Here is a 12,549-nt window from a genome sequence, read left to right on the forward strand (position 1 = left end):
TTTTTTGTGAAAAGGCCTCGCAGAGCAGCTCGAATGTTTTACTGAACGACTGAACTCGATATTTTAGCAACTGAGGGAGTGAACAATCATGAAAACAAAAAAGGAACCAAAAGTTATTCTGGAACTAGCAAAGGAATCTGATCTGCCAGAATTCCAAAAAAAATTACAAGAAGCCTTTGCGATCGCCGTGATTGAAACGTTCGGTGATTGCGAAGATGGGCCGATTCCATCGGACAATGATGTTCAGGAGTCTTTCAATGCTCCCGGAGCAGTGGTATATCATATTCTTCAGGATGGTAAGAATGTCGGTGGTGCAGTAGTACATATCAACAACCAAACAAATCATAATTCGCTAGATTTATTCTATGTATCTCCAGAATATCACAGCCAAGGAATTGGTCTTTCTGCTTGGAAAGCCATTGAAGCACAGTATCCGGATACTGTGCTTTGGGAAACCGTCACACCTTATTTCGAAAAGCGAAATATCAACTTCTATGTGAATAAGTGTGGATTTCATATCGTAGAGTTCTACAATGAACATCACTCTGATCCGCATATACATCGCAATGGACGCGAAGATGACAAGCCCCTGCCGGATGATGATGACTTTTTCAGGTTTGTAAAGATTATGAAAAAAAAGGACTAAACAATTGAACATGACGAGATGCCGCAGAGAGTTGCTGGTAACTTTTTTAAAGATGTTTGTTTGGATCGAGTAAAATCCTAAAAATATATTAGTGTCAATAATTATTTTCACAGACATAAGTATACTCCTAACAATGCTCACTTTAACCAATTAATGCAAATTATCCATGTTTATATAATCTATATTTCATTATCAGAGGAAGGTAATAATGCTGTTTAAAAGGTGTTTTGATCCCTGTCTCAAAAACAGGGGTCAGTCCCCCCTTTCAAGCGGGCCTTTCTTATTTCAAGAACTCTTCAAGTTTCGCTTTAGTTTTTGACTCATAAAGTCTGAATGAATATTTATTAATAAAAATAAAATACCTCTGCTGCATTCTTGAACCCCAAGTAAAGCCGCTAAGGTACTCTTTCAAATTCACAAAACCAAAATAAAAAGTCTACTCTACTATTATTTTAAACTCATCTTCTAATTCCTCTTGAGCCTCCTGTAAAACTTTTAATACATTATCAGCGTATGAACCTAAAAACTTTTTACTAAACTCAAAATTTCTCCAAATCAAAGTTAACGGCCCATCTATCCACCCTGTAAGGCAATCCCATAAAGCGTCTAAATTTCTCCCATAGTAGTCTGGGAAGTCTAATTTATCTTTTAATGCATCATGTAACCCTTCTTTATTTTCAAAGTCTTTTCCATCTATAATTATTTTTTTCATAACAAACTATGCCCTCCTTTATAATAACTAACGTTTTATTGGTTTACACAAGATTCACCATTCGAATAAAGTATTCTTTTAGACCTAAAATTTTAAAGGGATTGACAGCAAAAATGTGGTATCGTTATTTCCGTTGCCTCAAACCCTAAAATTTCAGTCACAGATATTAAATTGGAGGAGTGTTAATTGATAGAAGTCGCATCTGTATGCGACTTCTTGATTTGGACTATACATTATATAAATTCAGGTTCTCTTTACGATCTTTCCCTGGAGGCTTTCCGAACATCTTTCTATACTCTCTATTAAAATAAGAAGGGCTTTCATAACCAACTTGAAAGGCAGCGTCAGCAACCCTCATATCTTTCCCGATAATCAACCGTCTTGCTTCATGAAGACGTAACGCTCTCTGGTATTGGATCGGAGTCATGGTTGTCACTTGTTTAAAATGGTGATATAAAGCTGATGGGCTAAGGTTTACTTTTTGAGCTAGTCCATCTATCTTTATTTCATGAGAAAAATGATTTCTTAAATAATCCAGAGCAACAGCCACTTCAGATAATTTACTCCCCTTGGCAACAAGGCTTTTTACTGTGTGACCATGCTTTCCCTGCATAATGCGGTATAGAATTTCCTTAATGATTAAAGGTGCAAGTATTTCTGTATCTTCAGGGGTATGAAGTAGTTTCACGAGTCGGATAAGTGCATCCAGAATGACCTCATCTGTCTGATCAACAAATATTCCTCGCCCTGTAACATTATGATTAGTGCTATGTTGCTTATACTCTTTTGAGACCTCTGCAATTTGCATTAAGTTAAAATTCAATCGAAGACATAAATAAGGTTCCATCTCACTTGCTTTTAAAATTTCCCCGATAACTGGCAGATCGACTGCCACGACTAAGTATTCCCCTTTTCCGTAAAAGAAGTCTTTTCCAATCATAGAAATCACTTTTCTTCCTTGCAGAACAATACACAAAGCAGGTTCATGCATAGTATGTACAGGCACCAGCGGCTTGGCAGATCGAATAAATTCCAACCCAGAGATTGACGTTACGTTCGTACCCTCCTTGGTAGCAAAGGATGACACAAGGTTTGTAAGCTCCTCTTCTTTCGATTGCAATTGCACTTCTAGAGACATGAAATCCCTCCTTTTATAAAACTTATCGACACTTGGAGGATAGGGCAAGAATTAAAGAGATACCGGCTACCACTCCATATTCACTTTACCTGATACTAATAGTAGAACAGGAAAGGAGTTGATGAAGTATGAAAAAAACCACTCATTCTTATGCTGGACTTTGGGTTACCAAAGATCGGTATATTAGGCATGAACTGCTGCCCCAATGGACGCTATGTTGAAGCTCGCGGCAATGTCGAATGTGCATATACAGGTCATTACCAAATAACAGATGACCACATTGAATATCAAGATAATACAGGATTCACAGCTGATGGAGATTTTATAAACGGAATTCTATATCACGCAGGGATGGTCCTGCATCGTGAAAGAAGCTAAAGATTCCTTAAAGAAAAATTACTTAAAAGAGGATGATACAAAGATGAGTATAAAGAATAAAGTTGTTCTTGTCACCGGCGGAAGCAGCGGTATTGGAGCAGCAACAGTTGATTTATTAGCTGAGAATGGAGCTACGGTAATAGCAGCAGCGCGACGAACAAATAAGTTAGAAACACTCGTATCCACTCTTCTCCAAAAAGGATATCATGCAGATTACAAGCAACTGGATGTCACAGACTTTGAACAAATGCAGCATACCGTCCAAGAAATTATAGAAGCATACGGAAAAATCGATGTCATCGTAAATAATGCGGGTGTAATGCCATTATCTAAATTGGAATCTCTGAAAATCGCTGAATGGAATCGTATGATTGATGTAAATATCCGTGGAGTCCTGCATGGTATTGGTGCAGTTTTGCCTGTAATGAAAGAACAGAATAGCGGACATATCGTCAATATAGCTTCCATAGGCGCATATGAGGTTACCCCCACTGCAGCAGTTTATTGCGCAACCAAGTATGCTGTCCGTGCCATCACAGAAGGCTTACGACAGGAAGCAACGAATAATATTCGAGCAACTGTAATTGCACCGGGCGTAACGGTATCAGAACTAGCCGACCATATTACCGATAAACAGGCGAGTGAAGCTATGATCGAATACCGAAGACAAGCGCTTCCTGCTTCTGCAATTGCACATGCAATTCTTTATGCAATCTCGCAGCCACTAGAGATCGATGTAAGTGAATTAATTGTAAGACCTACTCTATCACTATAAAAAAGTCTCATTGGAGAAATAAATAAACGCGGTAAAGCAGTTGGTTATCACCATGATAGTGTGATGGACGGAAAAATAATTAAGGGTACGAAAAAAACCTGATAAAAACGGAGTTTATATGGCAAAGGTTGAGGGTTAAAAAAATAGCTGATTCTAGTTTCTTCCCTAGAGAGTGGAACCGTGCAGATGTATTAAAAGCTATTAATGAAGCTTACCAAACTATAGCAAATTGGTTCGAAGGGGCATCTCTGCGTCGGGTATTATATTAGAAATGTATTTAAATAAGGATGGAACAATATCAACTGCATATCCGTTATATAAAAAATAATCTTGAAGAGAAAAATAACATATGAAATATTCATACAAATTTAAAGAAGATCCATTTGGTGATTTAGGAATAGTATTGCCAGAAGAAATCAGTATTTTCTCTGATTTCATTGAAAACATCGCTACAGAAGAACAAGCCAACGAGTATATAGATTACATTGAGAAGGTTTCAGAAGGGATATATGAAGACTTTGAGATTGAGTTAAATGCTACAAGTGTTCTCATCAAGAAAGATGTGACAATTGTTGAAAATTCTTTTAGGATAGAAGAACCTGAAAACTCAATTGAAACCGATCAATTTAGAGAATTGCTATTAATATGGCGAGATAAAATTCCAGATATATTTAAAGGTTGAATAAATTTAAAACCCTTCTTACATAAAGAAGGGTTTTACATATCGAGGCGTAGATACCATATGGTTGAATGGGATTTCGGAGAGCAACCTGTTAATAACGAGGAAATTATTGAAGTAGAAAACACGTTACCAGGAACTCCTGGAAAAGTCAGCCCGCTTTTTTCGCGCCCGATTGTGTGAAAGATCGTTATTGAACTAAAGCCCCCGATAGTTAGATAAGAAAAAGCAAAAGAACTTGCTATTTCTCAAATACATCCATCAAATTTTCAATGTTAGTTTGTTTTTCATACATACTAATAATAAAAGTAAAACCTTAATAAAACTTTACAAGACAAAATGAATTGACTATAGTCTAATTAGACTAAAATATTGATGTAAAGAAGTGAACAATTAGATGATAAAGTCTTTTTTAATGTTGGGGCAGTCGAATATGGCGGGCCGTGGATTTTTGAATGAAGTAGACCCTATCTATAATGAAAAAATAAAAATGCTGCGCAATGGACAGTGGCAGATGATGACAGAACCGATTAATTACGACCGTCCGGTTTCCGGCGTTGGCCTGGCGGCATCTTTTGCAGATGCATGGTCGAAAGCTCATCCCGATGAAGAAATTGGCTTGATCCCTTGTGCGGAAGGTGGCAGTTCATTGAATGACTGGCATCCGGAAGGCATCCTTTTTCAGCATGCTTTGTCCGAAGCCCGCTTCGCCCTCCGGTCCAGTCAAATTTGTGGAATCCTTTGGCACCAAGGTGAGAGTGACAGTTATCGTTCGCTACATGAAACTTATTACGAGAAATTAACTCTTATCATCGAGACGCTAAGAAACGAGTTGAAACTTGATGAGGTACCGTTGATTATTGGAGGGCTTGGTGACTTTCTTGGGAAGACCGGTTTTGGACAGCACGCGACTGAATTTCGACAGGTTAATGAACAATTGCTGCGTTTTGCTAATGAACAACAGAATTGTTATTTTGTTACTGCAGCAGATTTGACTGCGAATCCTGATGGCATTCATTTAGACGCAGCTTCACAACGCAAATTCGGTTACCGCTATTTCGAGGCTTTTTCGAAAAAGTACCATATCCTGAAACCCATTTCGGGAGAGGAGCAATCACTGAAAGTGAATGGTGACTATTCTAAAACAGAACAGATTTACCTTCATAGTATGGATTTGGCTTCGGGTAAAATCACGTACGCGGAATTTGAGGCGCGGATGGCGAAGGTGATGAAACCATAATTCCCTTACTTATCCTTGGCTTGCTAATCCAAAACCCCGGAGCTCACGGCTATGAACTTCTGGCCTTAATGGAAAAACGTCATTACAAATACATTGTTAACTTCACGAAAGGTTCATTTTATTACAATCTGCAGCAACTTGAAGAAAAGTGTTTTATTGAACAGATTCAGCAGAAACCCTCAACCAGTGGGCGTGAAATCCGTAACTTTAAAGTCACAGAATCGGGAAGGGCAGAATTCGAAACATTAATGATCAAATACGGCACCAAATCGGAATATGTGAACCTGCAATTTTATGGGGCGTTACTATTTGCCGATGAATTCGACAAAAATAAATTACTGGATCTGATCCAATCACAAATCGATCAGACTAAAACTCGAATCGAGCTCCTTGATGAATACCTGTCCATCACTCAAGAAATTCCCGGCACAATCAATTACTTTCGCCGTATGAACGAAAATTCCCGTTCACATCACTTGGTTAATTTAGAGTGGTTCGAAAAATTGAAAGCAGAAATAGAGTGAACTATTGCATAATAAAAAAATGCAATGTTAAATATATAAGAATTTAGTTACCTAAATATAAAACCTGTGTCGTAGATATCTAGTAACATCATTGATACAGGTTTTATACTTCTTCTTTAATTAAACCAGTAATAGGGTTGTCAACACTTGCCCCCCCCCCAACAAGAGCAAGTGAATCTGCTGCGTGTTCTTCTTTTTCAATCCTTCGTATTATCCTTCTTTTAAAATACTCAAATTCTTCTCTGTTTAAATATTCCGTGTATAAAAATGCTAATTGACAGTAGACAATACTAATTCAAATACTTTATATGGGTCTATCATATAGATTGGTACGAGTCATCCATTATCAAAAAGAATTTCATCCTGTACTTGAAACATTTATTGAACGTTATGTAAATGTCTTAACATAAAAAAGAAAGGCCAACATTTAAAACACTCTGTTGATCTTTCTTTTAATTATACGTAAGAAAGTGATCTGTTACAGAATATCCAACCAAATTTTAACGGTCGTCACCAAAATCAGTAAAGCTAAGATCCACCGCAGGATTTTTTCATTTACTTTTTGCCCCAGTTTTGCTCCTAGAGGCGAAGCGATTAAACTTGAGATAATAAGAATCAAAGAAGGTAAAAAAAGTACCTGACCTGTGATCACCTTTCCAACTGTTGCGCCAATAGATGAAAGAAATGTAATCGCAAGAGATGAAGCGACGGTGATTCTTACAGGAATATTTAAAATCGATAACATAATAGGGACTAGGATAAAGGCGCCGCCAGCTCCTAAAATACCTGATACGCCGCCAATGATAAAGGCTAAGAACGAAGCTAACCATTTATTAAATAACACTTCTTTGCCCTCTCTATGTTCTTGTCCTCTTTTAGGTATCAACATTAAAATAACAGCTATAATGGCCAGAATTCCGTATATAAAGTTAATTCCTTTTTCAGATATGAGATGAGAAAGGTAACTCCCCAATACACTCCCTATAAGAATACTGCTTCCCATGTAAATGATTAATTTTTTATTTAAAAACCCACTCTTACGATAAGCCCAAACACCACCAAGTGTTGCAAAGAAAACTTGAATAGCTCCTATCCCTGAAACTTCATGGGCTGTTAATGACATCACTCCTACTAAAGAAGGAACGTATAATAACATCGGGTAATTAATAACAGATCCTCCAATACCAATCATTCCAGAAATAAAGGAGCCAATAAACCCTATGATGAAAAGAGTGATAATAAAGGCAATGTCCATTCGGGTTTCCTCCTTTTCAAAGGAAAAGGGTATCTTTTTATTCGATACCCCTTCATATTCATTAGCCTTTTTGAACCCAGAATTTCAATACATCTCCATCTTCAGCTTGCTCTAAGATGTCATGTCCACCTGATTTAGACCATGCTACTAGGTCACTTTTGAATCCTTTATCAGTTGCATGCACTTCTAATATTTGACCTGATTCCAGTTCATTCATCGCTTTCTTTGTTCTGACGATTGGCATTGGACATGCCAGGCCTTTAGCATCTAATACTTTATCTGATTTCATGTTCTTCTCTCCTCTTTTTAGCAGAAACTTGTGTTACCGTATTGCACAGCGGTTTGGGCCAATCTCCATTTCACGCTGTTTTTCTTCATCTGGGCTGATTTTCCCCATGTTTGTTTCTCGGATCTCTTGGTATGCATTTGGTTGCGGAGGCAAATGATCTGTTACTAGGTGTCTAAATTCTGTTTCATCCGCAATGTTCAAACCATGGTTCTCGCTAAATAATGTACTTAGTTTTTTACCAACACTTCCATTCTCATTTAGCTCGTCAATGATCATAAAGTGTGCCGGTAATACAATTAAATCCTTTGATAACGCTTTGTAACGGCTATAAAGCGTTTTTCTTAAATCTCCTACCCAATCTTCTGCCATACCGGCTAAGTCTGGTCTGCCGATTGAATCAATAAACAAGATATCACCTGAAAGAAGATACTGGTCATCGACGATGAAAGAAGTGGAGCCAATCGTGTGCCCCGGAGAATAAATCGGTTGAATTTTAATCGTTGTATTTCCAATAATAATGTCATTTCCTTCTTCCAACGGCTGATAATCGAATTCCACTTCTTCAGCATCTTTAGGCGGTAACCAGTAGGTTGCTTTTGTTTTTTCAGCAATGACTCTGCCGCCTGAAATATGGTCCGCGTGAAGATGTGTATCAAATACGTGAGTAATCGTTGCACCCTTCCCCTTCGCAAAATCTATAAAGAAATTCACCATACGTGTCGCATCAATAATTGCTGCTTCACCATTGGAAATGACCATGTAAGACAAGCAGCCTTTACCGATTCGAACAAACTGATACATCTCACCGCCATCTTTTAAATCCCCGACTTTTACCGGCTCTAAATGTTCGCTCCATGCTTTCATTCCACCCTTAAGGTAGGATACAGAATGACCTGCTTCAGAAAGCATTTCGGATACCATGACGGATGAACCTTCTTTTGCGCAAACGACCAGCACTTCTTTATCAGAAGGAATTTTCTCCAAGATATCTTCTACGCCATCTAAAAGATCAAAATAAGGAACATTCAAATGGTCAAAGTCATGCCCTTCTATCTTCCAATCACTAAAATCATTTTCATTACGCACATCCAAAATAAATAAAGGTTCTTTGTTAAAGATTTTTTTTGTCACTTCTTTTGGGGTCATTGCCTTTATTGTCATGTTTCAATACCTCCTATACCAAATCTTTTAGCGGGACTAAAACGTTAAGGATACATCAGCATCTTTAGCAAAACCAAAAAAGGTAACAGCCCCGCCTACTTCGATTCCTTCCATAAAATCATCTTTTGTTAAACCCATAACGTCCATCGTTATTTGACAACCAAATCATTCAACTCCCATTTCAATCAGATAAGAATAGAAGGCACATTTGCGTTCATACAACCTTCTGCGACATGCTCTTTTCCTTGTCGCAATATTACAGACTTTATAAGCATCAAACAGACCGCTATTTGCCGCAATAATCGCTACTCTTGTACTCATCTGTTCATCATGCTTTTTATTTATTCGGTTTTACCTGTCCAATCCCGCATACCCGGGACAACATTAATAACCTTTTTAAAACCTTGTTTCTTCATGGTGCGGGCCGCCATTTCACTCCTTCTTCCCGAATGGCAGATAATATAAATTTCATCATTTTCGTTTAATTCGTTAGAGCGCTTTTCCACTTCACCAAGAGGGATATGCACAACTCCTGGGATATGAGCTTTTTCATATTCCTCTATCTCTCGAACATCTAAAATGTTAAGAGACTCGTCACTATCTACTTTCTGTTTGAAAGCTTCTAATGAAATCTCAGGAATTGAAGATGCATTTTCTGATGAATGCTCTCCTCCTTTTCGAAGAAAATGACGAAGTATTTCTCCCTCTGCTTCAGTACCTAGATATTCATGGCCTGTACTTTTTGCCCATGCTTCCAGATCTGCTGTAGAACCTTTATCTGTCGCATGAATTTCCAATACTTCACCAGCTTTTAAATCCTTCATTCTCTTCTTCGTTTTTACGATAGGCATTGGACACGCCAAACCTTTAGCGTCTAGTACAATATTTGCTTTCATCATTTTTTCCTCCTTTTCTCATGAGGGGTGGGGGTATATAAATATACAAAAAGTTTCTCCCTAGAAGTTAATACCATGTATTCATACCCCCTTTTATATTTGTGATCTTTTTAAATCCTTGTTTCTTCAATATTTTACTTGCCTTTAAACTTCTCATTCCGCTTTGACAGATAACAAAAACTTCTTTATCTTTCGAAAGCTGATTCGTTAGACGAGGCAAGTTAGTCAAGGGAAAATTTTTGAACCCTTTAATATGCTTTGTACGAAACTCATAAGGTGTTCGCACATCTATAAACTGTATGTCTTTATTTTTCAGCTCTGACTTTAAATCAGCAGTTGTTATTTGTTTAACACCTTGCAATGATAAAAAACGTCGAAATACGAACCATAGTAAAAATAAAATGAGTAAGATATTGAACATTGCGCCACTATCCATAGTGTTTATAACTTCCCTTCATTTATTTAGCAATGAGTAACATTAGATAAATAAGTTGACACTGCCTTCCTCAGCATCTGCCAAATAGGCTGCTACACCAGCATAGTCGATATCATCTAATAGTTCTTTTTCCTGTAAACCAAGAAGATCCATTGTCATCGTGCAAGCTACGAGCTTTACCCCCTGTTCTTGAGCCATCTCAATCAACTGAGGCAAAGGAAGTGCATTATGCTTTTTCATCACATTTTTAATCATTTTAGGGCCCATACCTGCAAAGTTCATTTTAGATAAACCCATCTTATCAGCACCACGAGGCATCATCTTTCCAAACATTTTTTCAAGAAATCCTTTTTTCATTGGAATCAGCTCTTCTTTACGTAAAGCGTTTAATCCCCAAAAAGTATGGAAGATCGTCACTTCATGATCGTAGGCAGCTGCACCATTTGCAATAATATAGGCTGCCATTGCTTTATCATAATCCCCGCTAAATAAAACAATTGTTGTGCGTTTTGTTTGTTCTGTCATGTTTATTCTCCTAACCAATTACCCCCACGGGTATATTAAAGTCAAAAAATTTTTTCGAAAGATCTGCTATTATTCAACTCTTTATATACCGGTAGGGGTATAATATAACGCATATAAAAATTCGTCAACCTTAGGTTGATGAATTTTTATCGGCTCTTTACCAATAAGTCGACTGCTTCTTTTACTAAATTTTGTGTGTCTTCGCCTTTTTCTAAACTTTCACGAACACAATGTTCAAGGTTTGTGCTCACAATTAAACCCATCGCTCGATCGATCGCATTACGGGAAGCTGCTAATTGGGTCACAACCTCTCTACAATCTTTTCCTTGTTCCATCATAGTCAATACACCTTTAATTTGTCCTTCAATCCGTCGTAAGCGGTTTTTAATCTTTTGATCATACTCCATATATCAATGAAATCCTTTCTTTCATTTATTTTTACATTTACATGTTACCAGTTCATAACTGTTTACATGGATACCTTTGCGCTTTAGAAAACGCACTCCTAAATTTAATTCCACCCGATCACGAGCTATTATGTGTATTTTATCACGTGGAATCTCTAAATAAAAACGTTTTAGATACGCATATGGGATGTTTAAAATAATATTATCCGAAAAATTGGGTACATCGTTATAATGGCGAATATCTAATATTGTCATGTCTATAGCCTTTAATTTATCTTTATGGATACAAGAGATTCCGGTTATAGGATAATAACGTCTATACGTTGCAATGATAATCACAAAAATAAGCAGGAATGCAATAACTAAATAATTGATACTACTTACACCACCTTATTAACTCTTTGTTATTCACAAAACTATAATATACCCCTATGGGTATATAGTCAAGTGTGAAAGTTACTTACTTTGAGCTGATAGATTCATTTCAATATCCGCGGATTGAAAAAATACTTACATTTCGATAATGCCAATTCTGCTAAAAGTAACTCGAATAAAGAAATAAGCCGATTTTATTTTAAATCGACTTTATTTTATCAATTACTTTTAAAATTAGCACAAGACTGCTTGGATATTACATTGGGTTTCATTTGCATAAAACAATTCTTAGGTACTGGTTCCCCATGTTTCATGCTGGATGTGACTCCAATTACTCAGAAATCTGCGAATAACTATGCTAATCTTCCGCAGCCACTGCATCTGCTTTGGTTTTATGAATTGTACCAAATGGATGGTTAGGAGGAGCATAAATGGAGTAAAGTTTTAATGGCGTATTACCTGTATTAATCACGTTATGCCAAGTGTCGGCAGGTACAACAATGGCAGAATCATCATAAACATTTCTTTGAAAGTTCAAATGATCTTTGCTCTTTCCCATTTTGACGATCCCACGCCCCTGCTCAATCCGTAAGAACTGGTCAACGTTAGGATGGATTTCCAAACCAATGTCTTCTCCAATACCAAGACTCATCAAAGTAACTTGAAAATGCTTTCCTGTCCATAAAGCAGTACGGAACGTATTGTTTTGTTTTGTGGCTCTATTGATATTTACAACAAATGGTTTTGGTCCATAATCCTTCAAAAGAAGGTTTCTATCTTCATATGAAGAGCGCAAATCGGCACCTCTGTGTACGTTCTCCATCTCATTTGGAATAGTCCAATAAACAGATCTTCCATCATTATACATCGGCACAGTCACATAATAATAACATTGAGGCGAAAAAGGGTTATAGTACATTTTTTGATCCCCGCAATTATAAATTTTTGTGATAGTATCTTATGCATTTATTAAGGGAGTGTGCTAAATCAAGAAAACTCATATTAAACACAAAAATGAATGTTCGATCACCGTTTGATTCACGGATGAATAATTTATCACCGACCTTGTAATCGTTTTCTGGATATTGAATTTCACTAGCCTTTGTTAACAAG

15 protein-coding genes and 3 pseudogenes are annotated in these 12,549 nt (G+C 37.1%); 6 read left to right on the forward strand and 12 right to left on the reverse strand.

Features of this window, described 5'->3' with window-relative positions; translation table 11 throughout:
- The first annotated feature begins 88 nt into the window (after positions 1-88).
- On the forward strand, positions 89-646 hold the full coding sequence (locus AC0C66_RS05930) for a GNAT family N-acetyltransferase (RefSeq protein WP_072183721.1): 558 nt from the start codon (positions 89-91) through the stop codon (positions 644-646).
- A 436-nt stretch (positions 647-1,082) separates the two neighbouring features.
- Here the strand turns inward: AC0C66_RS05930 and AC0C66_RS05935 are convergent, their stop codons facing one another.
- Together AC0C66_RS05935 and AC0C66_RS05940 are read right to left on the reverse strand one after the other, a co-directional pair.
- Positions 1,083-1,358, reverse strand: coding sequence for a barstar family protein (locus AC0C66_RS05935; RefSeq protein WP_087986851.1), 276 nt, complete (start codon positions 1,356-1,358; stop codon positions 1,083-1,085).
- A gap of 226 nt (positions 1,359-1,584) precedes the next feature.
- Positions 1,585-2,496, reverse strand: coding sequence for an AraC family transcriptional regulator (locus tag AC0C66_RS05940; RefSeq protein ID WP_072183662.1), 912 nt, complete (start codon positions 2,494-2,496; stop codon positions 1,585-1,587).
- Positions 2,497-2,624: 128 nt separating this feature from the next.
- Here AC0C66_RS05940 and AC0C66_RS05945 point away from each other — a divergent pair.
- From AC0C66_RS05945 to AC0C66_RS05965, 5 genes and pseudogenes are all read left to right on the forward strand, one after another.
- Positions 2,625-2,874: pseudogene (locus tag AC0C66_RS05945) on the forward strand (Atu4866 domain-containing protein).
- Positions 2,861-3,649: an SDR family oxidoreductase gene (locus tag AC0C66_RS05950; RefSeq protein WP_240508114.1), complete on the forward strand. Its 789-nt coding sequence runs from the start codon at positions 2,861-2,863 to the stop codon at positions 3,647-3,649. The pseudogene AC0C66_RS05945 and the gene AC0C66_RS05950 overlap by 14 nt, the downstream one beginning before the upstream one ends.
- Before the next feature lie 349 nt (positions 3,650-3,998).
- Positions 3,999-4,331: a tRNA-Val4 gene (locus tag AC0C66_RS05955; protein WP_087986849.1), complete on the forward strand. Its 333-nt coding sequence runs from the start codon at positions 3,999-4,001 to the stop codon at positions 4,329-4,331.
- A 394-nt stretch (positions 4,332-4,725) separates the two neighbouring features.
- Entirely contained in the window at positions 4,726-5,568 is an 843-nt protein-coding gene (locus tag AC0C66_RS05960; RefSeq protein ID WP_072183224.1) for a sialate O-acetylesterase, read from the forward strand.
- Complete coding sequence (locus AC0C66_RS05965; RefSeq protein WP_088679363.1) at positions 5,565-6,092, forward strand: PadR family transcriptional regulator; 528 nt, start codon at positions 5,565-5,567, stop codon at positions 6,090-6,092. The genes AC0C66_RS05960 and AC0C66_RS05965 overlap by 4 nt, the downstream gene beginning before the upstream one ends.
- A 478-nt stretch (positions 6,093-6,570) precedes the next feature.
- Here AC0C66_RS05965 and AC0C66_RS05970 read toward each other — a convergent pair whose 3' ends face one another.
- The 10 genes and pseudogenes from AC0C66_RS05970 to AC0C66_RS06015 form a co-directional block, all read right to left on the reverse strand.
- Positions 6,571-7,347 carry a sulfite exporter TauE/SafE family protein gene (locus AC0C66_RS05970; RefSeq protein ID WP_087986848.1) on the reverse strand — a complete coding sequence of 259 codons (777 nt, stop codon included), beginning with the start codon at positions 7,345-7,347 and terminating at the stop codon, positions 6,571-6,573.
- A 61-nt stretch (positions 7,348-7,408) separates the two neighbouring features.
- Entirely contained in the window at positions 7,409-7,636 is a 228-nt protein-coding gene (locus tag AC0C66_RS05975; RefSeq protein WP_472973512.1) for a sulfurtransferase TusA family protein, read from the reverse strand.
- Between the two features lie 33 nt (positions 7,637-7,669).
- Positions 7,670-8,804: pseudogene (locus tag AC0C66_RS05980) on the reverse strand (MBL fold metallo-hydrolase).
- Positions 8,805-8,833: 29 nt separating this feature from the next.
- A pseudogene (locus AC0C66_RS05985) lies at positions 8,834-9,118 on the reverse strand (DsrE/DsrF/DrsH-like family protein).
- Between the two features lie 20 nt (positions 9,119-9,138).
- The gene (locus AC0C66_RS05990) at positions 9,139-9,696 is read right to left on the reverse strand and encodes a sulfurtransferase TusA family protein (RefSeq protein ID WP_072183435.1); all 558 of its coding nucleotides are present in this window, start codon (positions 9,694-9,696) and stop codon (positions 9,139-9,141) included.
- A 64-nt stretch (positions 9,697-9,760) separates the two neighbouring features.
- A complete protein-coding gene (locus AC0C66_RS05995) occupies positions 9,761-10,129 on the reverse strand; it encodes a rhodanese-like domain-containing protein (RefSeq protein ID WP_072183436.1) in 369 nt (122 codons plus the stop codon).
- A 42-nt stretch (positions 10,130-10,171) separates the two neighbouring features.
- Positions 10,172-10,654 carry a DsrE/DsrF/DrsH-like family protein gene (locus AC0C66_RS06000; protein WP_072183437.1) on the reverse strand — a complete coding sequence of 161 codons (483 nt, stop codon included), beginning with the start codon at positions 10,652-10,654 and terminating at the stop codon, positions 10,172-10,174.
- A gap of 146 nt (positions 10,655-10,800) precedes the next feature.
- A complete protein-coding gene (locus AC0C66_RS06005; protein WP_003237170.1) occupies positions 10,801-11,061 on the reverse strand; it encodes a metal-sensitive transcriptional regulator in 261 nt (86 codons plus the stop codon).
- Positions 11,062-11,082: 21 nt separating this feature from the next.
- Positions 11,083-11,400 carry a sulfurtransferase gene (locus AC0C66_RS06010; RefSeq protein WP_087986846.1) on the reverse strand — a complete coding sequence of 106 codons (318 nt, stop codon included), beginning with the start codon at positions 11,398-11,400 and terminating at the stop codon, positions 11,083-11,085.
- Between the two features lie 394 nt (positions 11,401-11,794).
- A complete protein-coding gene (locus tag AC0C66_RS06015) occupies positions 11,795-12,355 on the reverse strand; it encodes a cupin domain-containing protein (protein ID WP_072183438.1) in 561 nt (186 codons plus the stop codon).
- Positions 12,356-12,549 lie beyond the last annotated feature (194 nt).

The organism is Bacillus sp. VA13, assembly GCF_055710085.1.

Coding starts and splice junctions, on each gene's coding strand:
- AC0C66_RS06005 (WP_003237170.1), bottom strand. CDS start 11,061: ATGGAGTATGATCAAAAGATTAAAAACCGCTTACGACGGATTGAAGGA.
- AC0C66_RS05995 (WP_072183436.1), bottom strand. CDS start 10,129: ATGGATAGTGGCGCAATGTTCAATATCTTACTCATTTTATTTTTACTA.
- AC0C66_RS06015 (WP_072183438.1), bottom strand. CDS start 12,355: ATGTACTATAACCCTTTTTCGCCTCAATGTTATTATTATGTGACTGTG.
- AC0C66_RS05955 (WP_087986849.1), top strand. CDS start 3,999: ATGAAATATTCATACAAATTTAAAGAAGATCCATTTGGTGATTTAGGA.
- AC0C66_RS05930 (WP_072183721.1), top strand. CDS start 89: ATGAAAACAAAAAAGGAACCAAAAGTTATTCTGGAACTAGCAAAGGAA.
- AC0C66_RS05940 (WP_072183662.1), bottom strand. CDS start 2,496: ATGTCTCTAGAAGTGCAATTGCAATCGAAAGAAGAGGAGCTTACAAAC.
- AC0C66_RS05960 (WP_072183224.1), top strand. CDS start 4,726: ATGATAAAGTCTTTTTTAATGTTGGGGCAGTCGAATATGGCGGGCCGT.
- AC0C66_RS06000 (WP_072183437.1), bottom strand. CDS start 10,654: ATGACAGAACAAACAAAACGCACAACAATTGTTTTATTTAGCGGGGAT.
- AC0C66_RS05975 (WP_472973512.1), bottom strand. CDS start 7,636: ATGAAATCAGATAAAGTATTAGATGCTAAAGGCCTGGCATGTCCAATG.
- AC0C66_RS05935 (WP_087986851.1), bottom strand. CDS start 1,358: ATGAAAAAAATAATTATAGATGGAAAAGACTTTGAAAATAAAGAAGGG.
- AC0C66_RS05990 (WP_072183435.1), bottom strand. CDS start 9,696: ATGATGAAAGCAAATATTGTACTAGACGCTAAAGGTTTGGCGTGTCCA.
- AC0C66_RS05970 (WP_087986848.1), bottom strand. CDS start 7,347: ATGGACATTGCCTTTATTATCACTCTTTTCATCATAGGGTTTATTGGC.